Raw genomic sequence first — 16,535 nt, 5'->3', positions numbered from 1 at the left:
CTCCGATTGTTGCCCGATGCCATGCTCGGCGACGAGAACGATGTCGGCAGGCTGTTTCTCCGGCCACCGGAGAAGGGCGATCCCTATCGGGCGATCCTGACGAAAATCGGTGCTGCCGCGGGCGTGCACGACAGTGCCGCGGGAATCGTCGTCACCGGATACGACGAGAGCGAGGAAATCCTGCGCAGCAACGACTGGTCGGCCGACCAGCCCGTGGCCATTCCGCAGGCCGCCGGTGTCTACCGCTGGCTGACCAGGCGCTCGGTGCCCATCGCCCTCGACGCCCCCGCCCTGGTCTTCATGGACCCGCCCGAGCACACCAGGCTGCGGAAACTGGTCTTCCCCATGTTCACCCATCGCGCGGTGACGAGCTCGATCGATATCATCACCAAACACACCGAGGCGGTACTCGGCGAGCTCGACGGCCGGGACACCATCGACCTGGTCGCGGATTTCGCCCGCAAGATTCCCATCCGCGTGATCTCCGACTTCCTCGGCATTCCCGATCTCGGCGACGACATGCTCGATTCGCTGGGCGGCCACGGGGCCAAACTGCTCGACGTCGGCATCACCTTTCCGGAATACCGGCGCGGGATGACCGAGGCGCGCAAGTTCACCGACTTCGTGGTGGAGTGCACGAAGGATCCGGGACTGCTGCAAGAGGGGTTCCTGCTGGATTGCGTGCGCATGCACGCGGCGGGCGAACTCACCTTCGCCGAACTGCTCACCCTGGTCGGCTTCGTCTTCGCGGCGGGATTCGAGACCACCGTCAGCTTTATCGCGAATTCCATTGTCACCGTGCTCGAACACGGCCTCGGTAGCGAGGTGCTCGACGACGGACGCCTGACCGATCCGTGGTTCGAGGAACTGCTGCGCTACGACTCCCCCATTCAGCTCACCCACCGCACCGCACGGGTGGAGACCAAGATCGGCGATCGGGTCGTCGCGCCGGGCACCGGGGCGTTGATCTGGGTCGGCGCGGTCAACTACGACACCCGTGCCTACCCGAATCCGAGTCGGCTCGACGTCGAGAACGTCTCCGCGCGAACGAGTATGAGCTTCTCCACCGGCGTGCACCGCTGCATCGGCGCGTCCCTGGCGAAGGTGCAGGGGCAGGTCGCCGTAGGCAGCTTCCTCTCCGCGTATCCGAATGCCCGGCTGCTGCCGGGCCGGCAATGGCGGGATTCGATTGTCCTGCACGGGCATATCCGAGTTCCACTGGCGTTGACCAGCGCACGCTGATGCGCGCCGTCACGGTGGATCCGGCGACGCTCTACTGCCTCGGGGTTTCGACGGATCCGGGCACGGTCGCTGGAGCGCTTGGGGTTCGGGTCGAGGCGGTGGCGCCGGGTACCGCGTTGGACCACAAGATGGTCGCCCTTGCCGCGCACGACCTCACAGCGGCGGAGCTGGCCGAAACTGCGGCCGCGACAACGGATTCCTGGGTCCACCTGGTTTCGTCCGGACCCAACTATCCGCACATCCCCACACTCGCGCGGAACAATCTGGTGACCAGAAGCGCGCGGGCCTATGCGCCGTCGCTGTCGGAATACGTCATCACCCAGCACGTATTGCACTGCGCCGCAGCAGCACCCGACGAGATGCCGAAACCCTTCCACCGCCGCGACGCCCTCGTGGTCGGATATGGCGCCTTCGGCCACAACATCGCGGAAACGCTGGCCGGCCTCGGCGCAAGGGTGACCGTCGTCCGGCCGCGCTCCCGCACCACGCACCCGTTCGGCCGCACGGAGACCGCGCCGCTCGATCACCTGCCACACCGATTCGCGCACCTGATGGTCGTCGCGCTGCCCGGCCTGCCCGAGCTGACGAACTTCATCGACGACGCGTTGTTTCGCTGCCTGCGGCTCGACGGACATCTCATCAATCCCGCCCGCTCGTCCCCCGTCGACGGCGATGCGCTGCTGCACTGGCTTGCCGTGGGCGCCGGTCGGCTCACCAGCGATGTCGAAACCGACGACCGGGCAGAGTTGTTGCGGCCATGGATCGATAAGGGACGCGTGACGCTGACGCCGCATACCGCATGGCGCCCCTGGGACGGCGATCCGCTGTATCACCAGGACTGGGCGGCAATCCATGCCACCGGAACCCTTGATCACCCGACAATGAGGGAGCGGTCCCTGCGCATCGACCCGCGAACGATCGCCACGGACTACCTGATTCCCTGACCACGTGCCACTGGAGGCCCGATGCCGTTCTGGTTGATAGCGATCACCTTCGCCGTATTCGTCTTCTACACCGACGATTACATGATCGCGGGTGTGCTACCCGAACTGGCCTCGGACCTCGGTGTCTCGGAATCCACCGCCGGGCAGCTTGTTACGGCCTACTCGCTGGTGCTGGTGATCGGTGCGCCGCTGATCGCGTTCGCCTCGGCCCGCCGCACCAGGCTCGGCGTCTTCGTCGGCGCCTCCATCGTCTTCACCGTCGCGAATCTGCTGGCCGCCATGGTCGATTCGTTCTGGCAACTGATGGTGCTTCGGGTGCTGGCCGCCGGTGCGGCCGCGGCCTGCCTGCCCGCGATGTTCGCGCTCGCGCCCACGCTGGCGCCGCCGGAGAAGCGCAGCGCGTACATCGGGATCGTGTCCACCGGCATTGTCGGCGCCTTGGCGATCGGGGTGCCCTTCGGCACGCTGTGGGCGAGCCTGTTCGGCTGGCGTGGCAACTTCGTCGTCTTCGCCGGTCTGTGCGTGCTGTCGATGATGCTGTTGTTCGGTGTCCGCGAGCAGCTACGCAAGCCCGGCGAATTGGTCTCGGCCCGAACACATCTCACGGCGCTGTCGAGCAGGCCGGTGGTCACCGTGCTGCTCGGCAACACCATCCTGCTCGGCGGCGCACTGATGATGTTCACCTATTTCGGTCCGTTCGCGGCCGACTTCTCGAATTCGTCACTGCGGCAACGTGGTCTGTTGTTCGCGGTGGCCGGCATCGCGGGCCTGATCGGTTCGGTCGCCGGTGGCATCTACGTGGACAAGAAGGGCGCGTCGTCCGCGCTGCGCATCGGCTTCGCGTTGTTCCTCGGCACCATGATCGTCTTCGCGATCCTGACCATGTTCGCCCCCATCCCGTTGGCGGTGCTGGTGGCCCTGACGTTGGTGTGGTCGCTATCCCTGTACTGGAACGCGCCTGCCATGCAGACGATGCTGCTCGACTCCGCACCCGATTCAGCAACACAGGTCCTGGCGCTCAATTCCTCGTCCACCTATCTCGGGGTCACCCTCGGCAGCATCGCCGGCGGCATCACCCTGGCATTGTTCAGCCCCTTCGCCCTCCCGATCGCCGCCGCCGCGCTCAGCGCGGTCGCCCTCCTCGTCATCGAGGTCCTCGGCCGCCGCACCGCGGCATCGGAACGGCTCGCGCACGACTCAGCAGAAAGGACCACCTGATGTCCGGCACATACCCACCGGCCTCCCGACTACCTCGACTGCTACAAACGGTGCTGCACACCAAGCGGCACGCCCAGTTCCTCAGCGCCCAGGCTCGCCGCTTCGGGGATGTCTTCACCGTGCGGCTGCTGCCGCCGTATCCGGCACGCATCGTGGTGTTCTCCCGGCCCGAGCACATCAAGGAGATCTTCACCGCCGATCCGGCGGATCTGCATGCGGGCGAGGCGTATCGGGAGCTCGCGATGATCATGGGCGAGCATTCGGTGCTGCTGACCGACGGCAGCCAGCACGCCCGCGCGCGCAGGCTGCTGATGCCCGCGTTCGCGGGGGCGGCCCTCAACGGCTACCGCGCGCTGGTCGAGGACATTGCCAAGACTCAGGTCGAGCGGTGGAATGCCGGTACGACGGAACACATGCTGAGTCGAATGGAAGACCTGACGCTCGACGTGATCATGCAGGTGGTCTTCGGTGTGGCCGATGAGCGCCGCAGGGCCGAGCTGACCCCGCAGCTGCGTCGTGTCACCGACATCAGCCCGGTGGTGTTGCTCGGCTGGAAGTGGCCGTGGCTGCGGGAATTCGGGCCGTGGCAGCGGTTCAGCAAGACCCGCACCGATATCGATGAGCTGCTCTACGCCGAAATCGCCAGGCGCCGAGAACATCCGGAGATCGACCAGCAAGCCGATGTGCTGTCCCGGCTGCTCGCGGTCGGTGCGGGCGACGATCCCGGCACGGAGCCGCTCAGCGATGCGGAGCTGCGCGATCAGCTCGTCACACTGCTGCTCGCCGGACACGAGACCACCGCATCGGCGCTGTCGTGGGCGCTGCACGAATTGGCCGCCGCGCCAGCGGTTCAGGATCGAGCGAGGCAGGCATCCCGCGACGGGGACGACAAGTACCTCGAGGCGGTGGTGAAAGAGGCGCTGCGCCACCGCATGGTGATCGGGCGGGTACAGCGCCAGCTCACCAGAGACCTGACCATCGGCGGTATACCGCTGCGGCGCGGCACCAGAGTGTCGGCGTCGATCGTGCTCGCGCACCAGAATCCGGCCAATCACCCAGCGCCGGAACGCTTCCAGCCCGACCGCTTCCTCGACGGCACCATCGCGCCGAATACCTGGCTACCGTTCGGCGGCGGTGTCCGCCGCTGCATCGGCGCGGGCTTCTCGCTGATGGAGGGTGCCGTGGTGCTGCGAGCAGTGCTGACGCGCTACCAGCTCACGCTGCCCGGCGCACCCGAGCGCGGACGAGTCCGCAACATCACCAACGTGCCCGCCCACGGCGCGCGCATAGTCATCACCGCGCTGAGCGACTGAACCCGCCGCCGCGCACGAATCCGCCCGCCGCGCACGAATCAACGGGCAAAATCCTGCGCGCCGGACGAACTCCTGCGCGCCGGGCAAACCCTTGCGCCATCACCGCGCTGCGCAACTGAACCCGCCGCCGCGCATGAATTAGTCTGCCGCGCACGAATCAGCGGGCAAAATCTTGCGCGGCGGGCTAATTCATGCGCGGCGGGCGAACTCGTACGCTCGAGCGGGGCGGGGCACGTGGGTGCGGTTAGAACGGCAATACGGGGACTGCGTCCAGGAGGGCCTGTGTGTATGGGTGTTCGGGGTGCTCGAGCACTCGCTCGGTGGGGCCGTGCTCGACGATTGCCCCGTCCTTCATCACCAGCAGTTGATCACACAGTTGCTGGACCACGCCGACGTCATGCGAGACCAGGATCAGCGACAGCCCGAATCGTTGCACCAGGTCGCGTAGCAGCTCGATGATCTGGGCCCTGGTCGACGCGTCCAAGGCGGAGAACGGTTCGTCGCCGACGAGCACTTTTGGGTTCGGTGCCAGCGCGCGGGCGATCGCGATGCGCTGGCGCTGTCCGCCGGAGAATTCGTGTGGATATCGCACTGCCGCATCGGGTTCCAGGCCGACCGCGACCAACAGCTCGGCCACCCGGTAGTCGTGATTGCCCGGAATTTTCAGGCACTCCAGGGGTTCGGCGATCGAATCGCCGACGATCATCCGTGGATCCAGCGAACTCAGCGGATCCTGCAGCACCACTTGGACTTCCCTGCGGAACCAGGCGAGATCGCGACCTATCACGGGTTTGCCCTGATAGTGGACCTCGCCCTGATCCGGTCGGTCGAGGGCGAGCAGCAACCGCAGCAAAGTCGACTTGCCGGAACCGGATTCGCCGACGATGCCGAGATGGCTGCCCTCACTGAGTGACAGACTGACCTCGCGCACCGCATGCCGCTGCGGCGGGCGATGCAGCAGGCTGGTGCGCGGCAGCCGGAACGATCGGCTCAAACCCGTTGCCTCGAGCAGGATCACGACACCACCTCCGGCGAACCGCTGTCGACCTGGGACGCCCGCCGGAACGATGTGGCCCGCGCCAGCTCCAACAAGGTTTGCAGGTACGGATCTTTCGACCCGTGCAGGATCTCGGCCAGCTGGCCGTCCTCCAGCACGCGGCCCTTCCCCAGCACCAGGACGCGTTGCGTCACCTGGGCGAGCACGGCGAGATCATGCGTCACGAACAGCAGAGCCGAACCCTCCTCGTCCACCAAATCCTTGAGCAGCGCGAGGATTTCGGCTTGCACCGTGACGTCTAGGGCTGTCGTCGGTTCGTCGGCGATCAACAGTGCGGGCCGCGCGGCAAGGGCCATCGCGATGCCGACCCGCTGCCGCTGCCCACCGGAGAGCTGATGTGGAAAGGCGCGCACGGTATTCGCCGGATCCGGCAGCCCGACCCGCGCCGCCAGTTCGGTCGCCGCGGCATGTGCCTGCCGCCTGCCCATCCCCTGGTGCAACCGCAACGGCTCCGCGATCTGCTTGCCAACGCGCATCAGCGGATTCAAGGCCGAGAGTGGTTCCTGGAACACCATGGCCATTCGGCTGCCGCGGATCTTCGACAGCGCACGGTCGCTGCGGCCGATCAGCTCGACGCCGTCCAGCTTGATGCTGCCGCGCACCTGTGCCTCCTCGGGCAGCAGGCCCATAATCGCCAGTGCGAGTAGGGATTTGCCGGATCCGGAGACGCCGATCAGGCCGAGTCGGGCACCGGCATCGATGCTGAAGTCGACCTTGTCCAGCAGGACCCGGTCGCCGATCTCGACCGTCAGGTCGGTCACCTGCAGCAGTGTCATTGCGTCGGCACCCCTTTGCGCAGGCGCGGATCGGTGACGCTGCGCAGGGCGTCGCCGAGCAGATTGAAGCCGAGCACGGTGAGGGCCACCGCCAATCCCGGCCACACCACCAGCAGCGGCCGCACCTTGATGTAATCCTGTTGCGCGCGCAGGATGCCGCCCCAGGACGGCGCGGACGGCGAACTGCCGTAGCCGAGGTAGGTCAGCGCGGCCTCGGCGAGCACGGCCAGGGCCATCACCCAGGACAACTGCACGATCAGCGTCGGCGCGATGGCGGGCAGCAGGTGTTTGCGCACGATCCGTGCGGTGGACGCACCGGCCGCCCGCGCCGCGAGGACGAAATCGCTGGTCAGCACTCGTGCGACCTCGCCGCGCGCAACCCGTGCCACCGCGACACCCGAGCTGATGCCGATCGCGACCGCCACCGTCAGCATCGATCCGCCGTAGACCGCGGCGAGCACCATCGCCAGTAGCAGTGCGGGGAACGCGATCATGATGTCGATCAGTTGCACCACCACCGAGCCGACTGCGTGCGGTGTCAGCTGCGCGGCCAAGGCCAGGATCAGGCCGAGTGTGCCTGCGATCGCCGCGACCACCAGCGCCACGGCCAGGGTCTGCCACGCGCCCGCCAGCAATTGGCTGAAGACGTCGTGCCCGACCCGGTCGGTCCCGAGCAGATGGCCTGCGTCGAACGGCAGCAACCACGCCTTGCTGGGGTTGGTGGCCTGCGGATCGTAGGGCGTCCACCAGAGCGACACCAGGCTGGCCAGCACCAGGGTGCCGACCACGGCCAGCCCGAAAACCCCACTCGGCCGCCGGATCAGCGCGGCGAGCGCGACCTGCACCGCGCGGCGCCTGCGCAGCCATTTGGGCCGGTTGACGGCATGAATCACAGCGTGGCCTCCAGCCGCGGATCGATGAGCCGGTGCACGATGTCGACGGCGAAGCCGATCGCCAGCACCGCGCTGACGATCAACAACACCTCGCCCTGGACCTTCACCAGATCCCGGTTCGCCACATCGGACAGCAGCATGCTGCCGACGCCGGGCAGCGTGAACACCCGCTCGATCACCACCGCCCCGACGATCAGCACCGCGAACTGCAGTCCGAGGATCGAGACCACCGAGGGCGCGGCATTACGAAAACCGTGCCGCACCAACGCTTGTGTACGAGTCAAACCCTTGGCTCGTGCGGTGCGCAAGTATTCCGAATACAGCACGCCGAGGATGGCCGAGCGCACGAAGCGGAACAGCACCGCGCCCTCGGAGATGCCCAGGGTCACGCAGGGCAGGATCAGACTGCGTATCGCGGCACCGGGGTCCGCCCAGCGGTCGGCCGGAAAACCCTGTGCCGGTAGCACTTTCAGTTCCACTGCGAATACGAGGATGAGCAGCATGGCCAGCCACAGGCCCGGAATGGCGATCCCGAGCTGGGACACCGCGTTGGCAGCCTCCCCGGTCCGGCTGCGATGCCGCACGGCGGCCCAGGTGCCCAGCGGTATCGCGAGCCCCAAGGCGATCAGCAATGATCCGAGGACCAGCGGCCCGGTCACCGCCAGCTTCTGCCCCAGTTCGGCGCCCACGGACGTGCCGTTCAGCTGGGAATGGCCGAAATCACCGTTGAAGACACCGCCGATCCAGGACAGGTACTGCGCGGGCAGCGACCGGTCCAGGCCGAGGTCGGCGCGGATCGCGGCGAGCTGCGCCGGTGTCGCCTGCAGCCCGGCGACGGTGGCCGCGACATCGCCGGGCAGCAACCGCAGCATCCCGAAGATGAGCACGCTCGCCACCGCGAGCGACACCAGCAGCAGCCCGGCGCGCCGGATCAGATACCAGAGCAAAACACCTCCGTCACTTCGCGACCGCGAGCTTGGTCGCCGGGAACCGGTTGTTGGTCTCGTGCTGCGGTACCCCGTACATACCCTTGCGGACCACCGTATTCAGTTCGACGAGGAACAACCAGTCGCAGGGTGCGTCCTCGGAGATCTGCCTGGTCATCTTCTTGAGCAGGTCGTTGCGGGCCTGCTCGGTGTCCGCGGTGAGCGCGTCCCGATACCACTGCTGCACCTGCTTGTTGTCGTAGCCGAAGTAGTAGTCGGCGCGGGCGTAGATGTTCACGTCGTGCGCTTCGGCGTGATTGACTACGCTGAGCTCGTAATCGTGGTTCTTGTACACCTTCGACAGCCAGGTCTGGAATTCCACCGAGTGCACGGTGAGCGTGATGCCGACGTCCTTGAGGTTGGAGACGAGGATGTCGCTGAGCGCGGTGACGTAGTGGTTCGGGAACTCCAGCGTCAGCTGCAGGCCGTTGCCGTAGCCCGCGGCGGCGAGCAGTTTCTTCGCGTTCTCCGGGTTGTACTGGTCGATCGAGGTCAGGTCCTCGTACCAGGGGTCCTGCGGCGGGACCGGCCCACCGATCTGGATGCCTGCGCCGATCGCCTTGATGATGGCCTTCTTGTCCAACGCCTGCCGAATGGCATGGCGCACATCCGGATTCGCGAACATGGGGTTGGCCTCGTTGAACGCGAGAGTGTATTCGTCGGTGCTGTTGCCGCGCAGGATGTCGAACTTGTCGTTGCCGGTGAACGCTTGCAGCAGTGTGGGATCGGTCGCCGTCTGGATGTCGGTCTGCCCGGTTAATTCGGCGTTGTTCGCGGTGTTCGGCTCAACGATGTAGTGGAACACCACCTTTGCCACCTTGGGCGCGGGGCCCCAGTAGCCGTCCACCCGGGACAGCGTGAGGGTGGAGCCGCGGTTCCACTGCGTCACCTTGAACGGGCCCGATCCGTTGTCCGCGCCGTCCAGGGCGGCGAAGTCGGTGCCGGTCTTGTAGACGATGCCGCCGCGCTGGGTCAGGTTCCACAGCAGGGTGGTGTCGCGCTGCTTCAGCTTGATCGTCACGGTGGCCGGATCCGACGCCGAGACGTCGGCCACCGAGGTGAAGTCCTGGGCGCGCAACGACTTCGAGCCGGGCGCGATCACCTGCTGCAGCGACCACACGACGTCGGCAGACGTCAGGGGTGCACCGTCATGGAACTTCGCGTTCGACACCAGGTGGAAGGTGTAGGTCAGGCCGTCGGGCGTCTGGTCCCACGACGTCGCCAGCGCGGGCACCACCTTGTCCTTGGCGTTGCCGTCGACGGTGACCAGGCCCTGGTAGACGTTGTCGAGCAGCGCCTGGTCGAGCGCGACGCCCGCCGTGGTGAAGGTGTTCAGGCTGACCGGTTCCAGCGCGAACCGGACGTTCGCGGTGGCGTTCAGGTTCAGCTGATCGTCCGGCGGCGTCGCGGACTGGGTCGCCTTGCTCGCGTCCGATCCCACCTCACCGCCGGTCCCGCACGCCGCACTCCACAGGCACACCGCGAGGGTCAGCGCCATAACAGCAATCGGACGACCGCGCCTCACATCGAGCTCCCCACGGTGCGAACGATATTACGAGCCTGCAATTTAGTTCTCCTGACCTCGGTGAGAGGCTGAACGAGCGAGACGTACATCCTACGATGCCGCTGTTCAGCGAATCTGCTTCTGCGGCATACCCTCACGGAACGCCGCGTGTCCGGGCGGCAGGGCCGGCGCACCGAACGGGTTCAGCCAGACACGCAGCAGCTCGCGGGCGACCTGATCGGCATCGACGAACGCAGTCCGCGCGTGCACGATGACGTTGTTGTTGAGGAATTGGATGTCACCGGGATTGATCCGCATGGTGACCTTGTGTTCGGGCCGGGCGGCGATCGCCTCGAAGGTCTGCAGCGCGAGCCGTTCCACCGCGGACAGGTCGAGGTCGAATCGTTCGGTCGCCGACTCGATGAAGTGCCGGACGTAATAGCGGCAGGTGAGCCTGCCTTCGTGCCAGGCGTAGACGGAATTGCGATAGTACGGCCGCTCACCATCGAGTTGTTCGTCGCGTCGGTCGTAGTAGAAACCGGCGTAGTACAGGCCGAGCAGTTCCCGGTGATTGCGGAGCAGTTCGTTGTGGATGGTCACCGAACTGGCGAGGCTGCTGTAGCCGCCCTCGCCCGCCGAACGCAGGCAGAGCAGGCCGACGATATCCGAACTGTCGGTATGAAAAGGGAGCGCCTCGTTGGTCTGGTAACCGCGGGTGGCCGCGTTCAGCAGCCCGCCGTTGCCGTAATTCTTGACCGGAACCATGATCTCGCCGCGACCGTTCTGCGTCACCGCGGGACCGAGGTGGGCGCACAGGCCCCAGTACATGAGTTCGATGTCGGAGCGGGAAATATCGGCCGAGATGGGGAAGCCGCTGAGTACGGCGAAACCGCGCCCGTCGACGAGGGCATGGGATACGGATTCGAGTTTCTCGGCGAGGTTATCGAGTGGGAAGTCCTCGCGGGTGATGTCGCCGAGTTCCTTGCCCGTCTGCCTGCTGTGCTGCAATGCCGCGAACAACTCGCCGATATCGTCCGGAGTCAGTGGCGTCGTCCACTGGGCCGGGTCGGTGAAGTCGCTGCTGCGCCATGCGGCCGGGCCGGTGATCGTTTCGGTGCAGACGGGAGACGAGACGTTAACCATGTCGTTCGATCAGTCCTATCACGAGCGTAGGTACGTTACCAAGGGACGCCTATCGATACCGGCCGGAATCGTCATGTCCGCCGCTCGGCCGTGCGCACAGGTGACCAGCAGTTCCAGCGCGAGATCGCGTTGGACCATGCTGCCGCCCATGCCGACCACTGCGGGCAGCACGGAAATCAGTTGCCGCACTGCTTGTTCCGGGTTCGATTGGCAGTAGTACAGGAAGCTTTCGGCGACGCCGACGGCGGTGCGCCGGGTGCCGGTCAGGTGCTCCGCCAGATCGGTTGCGTCCGCGCCTATTTCGGCCGCGACCTGCTTGGCGAGGGTGTGTCGATCGGCACCGATGATGGCCAGCAGGACGTGTAGATCGATGAAGGCCGAGTTCGAGGCGTCGCGGATCTCCAGCGCCTTGTCGGCGACGGCGGTGAAGTCGTCCGGGCCCGCGATGCCTGCCAGCCGCAGTCGCCACAGCAGCGAGACCGCGTCGCTGAATTGCATTGCCGAGCACTCGGTTTCCAGCACCCGGGTGACCTCGTCGGTGAATCCGGCCAGCGCGTCGTCGTCGGCTGTGGCCATCGAGTTCAGGGCGTGGTGCCAGCTCAAATGGGTACGCAGCAGGCAGCTTTCGGAGTTCCACCGGGCGCGCGTCGACGACAGCAGCTCGGCGACGGCGGCGTTGTCCCGGGTTTCGAACAGTGCGTGCGCGCAGGCATGGACGGCCCACGGGTTGTCGTCCGGGGCCAGGGCCAGGGCACGGCTGCCCGCGGTGTAGGCCTTGGCGAATTCGTTGTTCTCGCCGTACGCGAAAGCCAGCATCGCCAACAGGTATGGGTAGGTCTCGGTGGCGCCCTCGGTCAGCAGCGGGCTGGTGGACAGGCGCGACAGCAGGGTTTCCGTGGCGCCGGTCAGGAAATCGACCTGATGCCCTGCGGCCAACGCCAATTCGTCCGCCGGGAACTGTTTGGAGATTTCCAGCAGGGTGTCGCCTGCGGCACCGTAGGCGCCGTGCAGCAGCTGCCGGATCGCGTCGAGGTGCGCGGATTCCAGCACCGATACCGTGGCGGGATCGATATGCCGCAGTGCGTCGACGACCTCCGCGGGCGGCTTGACGCCGCCCAGCAGATACAGATAGGCACGGAGGATGACGATGATGGGTTGATCGGACTCGGCACGTTCCAGCCCATCCAGCGAAGTCACCATGGAGCGGTCGAATCTGAGTAGTCCGCTGAGGGATCCGGACACGGCCGCGGCCACTCGGTCGCTGTACGATGACACGGCTATTGCATTCATCTACACCTAACCTTCCGAGGCGGGAAGCCCACCGAGATACAGCTCGCGGATACCGGGCCGCGCGGTGCGCGCCCACGTTACCGCGCTCGCCACCTTGTCCATATCGATGTCGAAGTAGGGCTGCGACATATCCGTCAGTCCGAACGACGGCGGCACGAAGTCGACGTGGGCGAACAGTGTGTCGAATTCCGAGACCGCGGATTCCAGGCTGATCTTCTTGCGCCAGTAGGAGTCCATGATCTGATCGGACTTCTGGTAGAACGCATCGATGAATCCGTCCAGCCCGGCGCCGGGCGCCACATCGATCCGTGGCAGCGGCGCGCTCGTATTGCCCTGAGCCGCAGCGAGTTCGGTCATCTGGCGCAGCCTGCTCTCGGTGCGCATGGTGCCGGTCACCTGATTGACCTGCCACACCCGGAACCACGCGTTCCAGAGCCGGTAGTCGGCGAACGAGCGGAAGGCATTGCCGACGATGAAATCGTTCTCCTTGATCAGGCTGGACTGCATCTGCTCGATGTCGTCGAAGGTCTTGGGCGTGAAGCCGCCGCGGAACTGATCGATCAGCCGCTCGGCCAGGCGATCCACCACGGCCGCGGTGTTCTGCATGCCGCGCGAGAACAGCGGATCGATGAATCCGGCGGCATTCGAGGTCAGGCACCAGCGATCGCCCACCGTCTGGGTGGCGGTGTATTGCAGCCGGCCCGCGCTCACCCATTCGCGAGTGTTCTCGGCGTGCTCGAACTGCTTGCCGATTTCCGGATAGGTCGCGAGGAAGTCGGCGAAGGCCTGTTCCGGATTCGGCTTCGGCTTCTCGTCGCCGTCATCGATCCGCCACGTAATGCCAACACTGCACAGCGGATTCGACGACTTCTTGTTGTTGTCGAAGGGAATGACCCACATCCAGCCGCCGTCGAAGACGTGATGCAACGTTCCGGTGTGCCATTGCCGTGGCGCCTTGATGGCGGTGATGTCGTCGAACGGGGTGACACCGGTCATGTGGGTGAAGATGGACTTCGACATGGTTTGCAGGCCGTCGGTGGTCCGCAGACCCAGCGTCGCCGCCACGGGTGAACCGCGACCGCCCGCGTCGACGACGTATTCGGCCGTAATCTGTGTTCCCTCATCGCCTTCGAAGAACACGCCCTGCTCGGTGATGTCGAGGCGGCGGGTGCCGACGCCCTCCAGCAGGACCGAGCCGTTGTCGCGGGCGCGCAGCGCGAGCCACTGATCGACATCGGCCCGGAACAGGTGCGATTCGGTTTCCACGATGTCGGACAGTGGAAACTGGTGCGCGCGATCGGCGATGCCGCCCGGCTCGTGGTAGATGAAACCGAAGTTGTCTTTCATTCCGCAGGTGCCGACCGAACCGATGAGATTGTCGAACGACGAGAGCACGGCCAATTCCGGCGCACCGTATTTGATGCTCATCAGTTTGTAGAGCTTCGAGGTGTTCGGAATGGTGGATTCACCGATCGCAAATCGTGGATGCGTTTTCGGATCGACCATGCAGGTTGTCAAGCCGGACGCCTGCAGGCACAGCGCGAGCGAGCTGCCGGATAGTCCGGAGCCCAGTATCAGTACATCGAACTTATCGCCCGCCACTACTCCCCCTCGACCGAGCCCCGACGCAGCGGAGTTTGCTGGTGGTATTGCATGAGCCATCGATTGTCGCGTCGGGTATACACTGTCGAAATTGCAGCGTAAATTCCGTCGAGTCCGACGCGCTTCTGATACATCTCGTAAAATACGATATGCGCGTCGGGCCCCAATGCGCGCTCGTGGAATTCGAGTATCTGATATGTCTCGATCGGCGGCGCGCCGGCGACCGCGTTCAGCGCGATCTGCTTGGACAGCGAGGCATGCGGGGACGGCACCGCCAGCACCGCGTCGTCGGCGAGCACGTCATCGTAGAATTTCGCGCCGGAACCGGCACTCAGCGCTCGCCATTGCTGGAATTCGATTTCGGCCGGACTCGGATCTGCCGGAATCCCGTCAACCGTGTTTGTGGCGTTTGTTTCCGCTTGTGTGACCATGAGTACCCGTCCAATTCCCACGAGGAGACTGCCGGGCCGCCAGGACCCTCCTCTGGGCCGCCGAAAGTTTATGTTCCGTTCAGAACGGTAGCACGATTTGCGCGCCGCTCGCAACAGTTCGGAGTTTGTATAACAGGCCAAATGATGATTCATCAACAAACTAATCAGGATTCGCTCAACAGCTGCGTTGACGGCGGCGTTCGGGTACGGTCGAAGTGGTTCACGCACACCCCCGTCGCAGTCGTCGAAGCGCGTTCGAAAAATTAAGGAGGGAGAATCGGGAAATGCCTGTTCAGCACGATCCGGAAGTCATGTCCAGCGTATCGCAGAAGTTGCGTATGAGTGGCCGAGAGGTGGCCCTCGTGCCAACAATGGGGGCCTTACACGACGGCCATCTGGCTTTGGTGGAGCAGGCCAAGGAAACCGAATCCGAAGTCATTGTTTCAATTTTTGTCAACCCATTACAATTCGGGGCGGGTGAGGATCTGGATCGCTATCCGCGAACCCTCGACGCCGATCTCGAAATGCTCCGCGGCGTCGGCGTCGATTCGGTGTTCGCGCCCTCGCCCGCCGGCATGTATCCGGCCGGCCCGCGAACCACCGTGCACCCGGGCCCACTCGGCTTCGAACTCTGCGGCGCGACACGCCCGGTGCTCTTCGGCGGGATGCTCACCGTGGTGGCGAAGCTCTTCCAGATCACCAAGCCGACCGTCGCGTTCTTCGGCGAAAAGGACTACCAGCAGCTGGTTTTGATCGAGGAGATGGTCCGGGACCTGAACTTCGACATCCGGATCGTCGGCGTCCCGACCGTTCGCGAACCGGACGGGCTGGCGCTGTCCTCGCGCAACCGATTCCTGGCACCGGCCGAGCGGATATCGGCCGTCGCGCTACCGACCGCATTGCAGGCAGGCGCCCGGTCCGGCAAGGCAGGCGCCGAGGCGGTACTCGGTTCCGCGCGCGAGGTTCTCGATGCGCACGACGATATTCGGATCGAGTATCTCGAATTGCGGGACCCCGGTCTCGGACCCGCGCCCGCATCGGGCCCCGCCCGGCTCTTGGTCGCGGCGCATATCGGCCGTACCCGGCTGATCGACAACATATCGTTGACCCTGAACTGACGTTCATCAGACGCGAAACGGAAACACCATGAGCACCTGTATGTTTCTCCTCGACAGACAGCACGAACGATTCGTCGTCATCGAGTCCAGAGACCACTCGATCTATCGGCCGCACGGTTACGATGCCGCCCGGAAACTCGGGCTGGCGCACCGCTATTCCTACGGCACCCAGTGGCTCGACAATCCGGAACTCCGCGACCGGGTGTGGACGATCCAGGCCACGACCAACCCCGCCCTGGCCGAGGTGGTCAGCGGACTCGATATCGATGGCGGCACCTGGCTCGCATTCCATCGCGGCACCGGCGTTTACAGCCGCATTTTCACCGAGGAACCCACTGCGGCCGAATTCACCGCGCCCAGCGGACTGCCGATAGATTGTGCCACCGCCGAATCGGCGCGCGACGCCGTCGAACTGCTCGAGACCCGCCTGCTGCCCGCGCTCGGCGATTCCGCCGAGCTGCCCGCATTTCACCTGCTGATCGCCGATCCGCACGACGCGTTCGTGGTCGCGTTCGACGGCCGCGATTCCTTGACCACCACCGCCCTGGCGGACGGCCGCCCGCACGTGCTGACCGCCGCCGGTCCGACGGCCGATGATCAATTCGGCAAGCGCATCCAAGATCAGGCAGAGCAGGCCCAGGCACCCACCGAGAAATTGACGTCGTGGGCTCCGTGGCTGACGGCGTACACCAGCGCCGACCCCGACGCCCCCGATTACTCGGACGAAAGCTGGCTCGCCGACACCTATTCGGCGATCCGGCCGCCTTACCGCGATACCCCCGACGCCGACCGGTACAAGAATGTCGCACTCTTTCCAGTGACCGACCCGAGCCAGGCGGCCTGGACGAAGAGCGTCTCGATATACGCTGCCGGAACGACGGGGGCGGAGTTGTTCGCATACAACGAGCGGCAATTGTTCGATTATCAACCACTGCCGACCGAGGTGCGGCACATGGGCTTCCCGACGACGCCGGACGATTTCTTCGTCGTGATCGCGACCGAGAATTCCTGAACCGAG

14 protein-coding genes and 1 pseudogene are annotated in these 16,535 nt (G+C 65.3%); 6 read left to right on the top strand and 9 right to left on the bottom strand.

All coding sequences use genetic code 11. The annotated features are described in order from the left end of the window. Window positions 1-9 precede the first annotated feature (9 nt). From ACFWF1_RS10780 to ACFWF1_RS10765, 4 genes are read left to right on the top strand one after another with little or no spacing between them, the layout of a single operon-like run. Window positions 10-1,242 carry a cytochrome P450 gene (locus ACFWF1_RS10780; protein ID WP_379281566.1) on the top strand — a complete coding sequence of 411 codons (1,233 nt, stop codon included), beginning with the start codon at window positions 10-12 and terminating at the stop codon, window positions 1,240-1,242. After that, the gene (locus ACFWF1_RS10775) at window positions 1,242-2,186 is read left to right on the top strand and encodes an NAD(P)-dependent oxidoreductase (protein ID WP_379281565.1); all 945 of its coding nucleotides are present in this window, start codon (window positions 1,242-1,244) and stop codon (window positions 2,184-2,186) included. Before ACFWF1_RS10780 ends, ACFWF1_RS10775 begins: the two co-directional genes overlap by 1 nt. Before the next feature lie 21 nt (window positions 2,187-2,207). After that, window positions 2,208-3,404, top strand: coding sequence for an MFS transporter (locus ACFWF1_RS10770; protein WP_379281564.1), 1,197 nt, complete (start codon window positions 2,208-2,210; stop codon window positions 3,402-3,404). Next, on the top strand, window positions 3,404-4,717 hold the full coding sequence (locus tag ACFWF1_RS10765; protein ID WP_379281563.1) for a cytochrome P450: 1,314 nt from the start codon (window positions 3,404-3,406) through the stop codon (window positions 4,715-4,717). The genes ACFWF1_RS10770 and ACFWF1_RS10765 overlap by 1 nt, the downstream gene beginning before the upstream one ends. A 244-nt stretch (window positions 4,718-4,961) precedes the next feature. Here ACFWF1_RS10765 and ACFWF1_RS10760 read toward each other — a convergent pair whose 3' ends face one another. The 9 genes from ACFWF1_RS10760 to ACFWF1_RS10720 all read right to left on the bottom strand — a co-directional run bounded on the left by ACFWF1_RS10760 (window position 4,962) and on the right by ACFWF1_RS10720 (window position 14,399). Continuing rightward, window positions 4,962-5,735 (bottom strand): ATP-binding cassette domain-containing protein, encoded by a 774-nt coding sequence (locus tag ACFWF1_RS10760; protein ID WP_379281562.1) that lies wholly within the window; start codon window positions 5,733-5,735, stop codon window positions 4,962-4,964. Continuing rightward, the gene (locus ACFWF1_RS10755; protein WP_379281561.1) at window positions 5,732-6,550 is read right to left on the bottom strand and encodes an ABC transporter ATP-binding protein; all 819 of its coding nucleotides are present in this window, start codon (window positions 6,548-6,550) and stop codon (window positions 5,732-5,734) included. Before ACFWF1_RS10755 ends, ACFWF1_RS10760 begins: the two co-directional genes overlap by 4 nt. After that, window positions 6,547-7,443, bottom strand: a complete 897-nt coding sequence (locus ACFWF1_RS10750; RefSeq protein ID WP_379281560.1) for an ABC transporter permease — start codon at window positions 7,441-7,443, stop codon at window positions 6,547-6,549. Before ACFWF1_RS10750 ends, ACFWF1_RS10755 begins: the two co-directional genes overlap by 4 nt. Next, a complete protein-coding gene (locus ACFWF1_RS10745) occupies window positions 7,440-8,390 on the bottom strand; it encodes an ABC transporter permease (protein ID WP_379281559.1) in 951 nt (316 codons plus the stop codon). Before ACFWF1_RS10745 ends, ACFWF1_RS10750 begins: the two co-directional genes overlap by 4 nt. A 10-nt stretch (window positions 8,391-8,400) precedes the next feature. Then, window positions 8,401-9,927 carry an ABC transporter substrate-binding protein gene (locus ACFWF1_RS10740; RefSeq protein ID WP_379281558.1) on the bottom strand — a complete coding sequence of 509 codons (1,527 nt, stop codon included), beginning with the start codon at window positions 9,925-9,927 and terminating at the stop codon, window positions 8,401-8,403. Window positions 9,928-10,059: 132 nt separating this feature from the next. Further along, window positions 10,060-11,076 carry a TauD/TfdA family dioxygenase gene (locus tag ACFWF1_RS10735; RefSeq protein WP_379281557.1) on the bottom strand — a complete coding sequence of 339 codons (1,017 nt, stop codon included), beginning with the start codon at window positions 11,074-11,076 and terminating at the stop codon, window positions 10,060-10,062. Between the two features lie 18 nt (window positions 11,077-11,094). Then, entirely contained in the window at window positions 11,095-12,366 is a 1,272-nt protein-coding gene (locus tag ACFWF1_RS10730) for a hypothetical protein (protein ID WP_379281556.1), read from the bottom strand. Window positions 12,367-12,372: 6 nt separating this feature from the next. Further along, on the bottom strand, window positions 12,373-13,968 hold the full coding sequence (locus ACFWF1_RS10725; protein ID WP_379281555.1) for an NAD(P)/FAD-dependent oxidoreductase: 1,596 nt from the start codon (window positions 13,966-13,968) through the stop codon (window positions 12,373-12,375). After that, complete coding sequence (locus ACFWF1_RS10720) at window positions 13,968-14,399, bottom strand: DUF4440 domain-containing protein (protein ID WP_379281554.1); 432 nt, start codon at window positions 14,397-14,399, stop codon at window positions 13,968-13,970. The genes ACFWF1_RS10725 and ACFWF1_RS10720 overlap by 1 nt, the downstream gene beginning before the upstream one ends. A gap of 284 nt (window positions 14,400-14,683) precedes the next feature. On the opposite strand from ACFWF1_RS10720, the pseudogene panC reads away from it, so the two are divergent. Both panC and ACFWF1_RS10710 read left to right on the top strand, forming a co-directional pair. Next, a pseudogene (gene panC, locus ACFWF1_RS10715) lies at window positions 14,684-15,549 on the top strand (pantoate--beta-alanine ligase). Beyond that, window positions 15,546-16,529 (top strand): hypothetical protein, encoded by a 984-nt coding sequence (locus ACFWF1_RS10710; protein WP_379281553.1) that lies wholly within the window; start codon window positions 15,546-15,548, stop codon window positions 16,527-16,529. Before panC ends, ACFWF1_RS10710 begins: the two are co-directional and overlap by 4 nt. The last annotated feature ends 6 nt before the right edge of the window (window positions 16,530-16,535 follow it).

It is taken from the genome of Nocardia sp. NPDC060255 (assembly GCF_042727395.1).
Taxonomy (GTDB): domain Bacteria; phylum Actinomycetota; class Actinomycetes; order Mycobacteriales; family Mycobacteriaceae; genus Nocardia.
The sequence above is the reverse complement of the archived record's forward strand: the minus strand, read 5'-3'. Positions and strand labels throughout refer to the sequence as shown.

Coding starts and splice junctions, on each gene's coding strand:
- ACFWF1_RS10720 (WP_379281554.1), bottom strand. CDS start 14,399: ATGGTCACACAAGCGGAAACAAACGCCACAAACACGGTTGACGGGATT.
- ACFWF1_RS10735 (WP_379281557.1), bottom strand. CDS start 11,076: ATGGTTAACGTCTCGTCTCCCGTCTGCACCGAAACGATCACCGGCCCG.
- ACFWF1_RS10730 (WP_379281556.1), bottom strand. CDS start 12,366: ATGAATGCAATAGCCGTGTCATCGTACAGCGACCGAGTGGCCGCGGCC.
- ACFWF1_RS10710 (WP_379281553.1), top strand. CDS start 15,546: ATGAGCACCTGTATGTTTCTCCTCGACAGACAGCACGAACGATTCGTC.
- ACFWF1_RS10770 (WP_379281564.1), top strand. CDS start 2,208: ATGCCGTTCTGGTTGATAGCGATCACCTTCGCCGTATTCGTCTTCTAC.
- ACFWF1_RS10775 (WP_379281565.1), top strand. CDS start 1,242: ATGCGCGCCGTCACGGTGGATCCGGCGACGCTCTACTGCCTCGGGGTT.
- ACFWF1_RS10740 (WP_379281558.1), bottom strand. CDS start 9,927: ATGGCGCTGACCCTCGCGGTGTGCCTGTGGAGTGCGGCGTGCGGGACC.
- ACFWF1_RS10755 (WP_379281561.1), bottom strand. CDS start 6,550: ATGACACTGCTGCAGGTGACCGACCTGACGGTCGAGATCGGCGACCGG.
- ACFWF1_RS10765 (WP_379281563.1), top strand. CDS start 3,404: ATGTCCGGCACATACCCACCGGCCTCCCGACTACCTCGACTGCTACAA.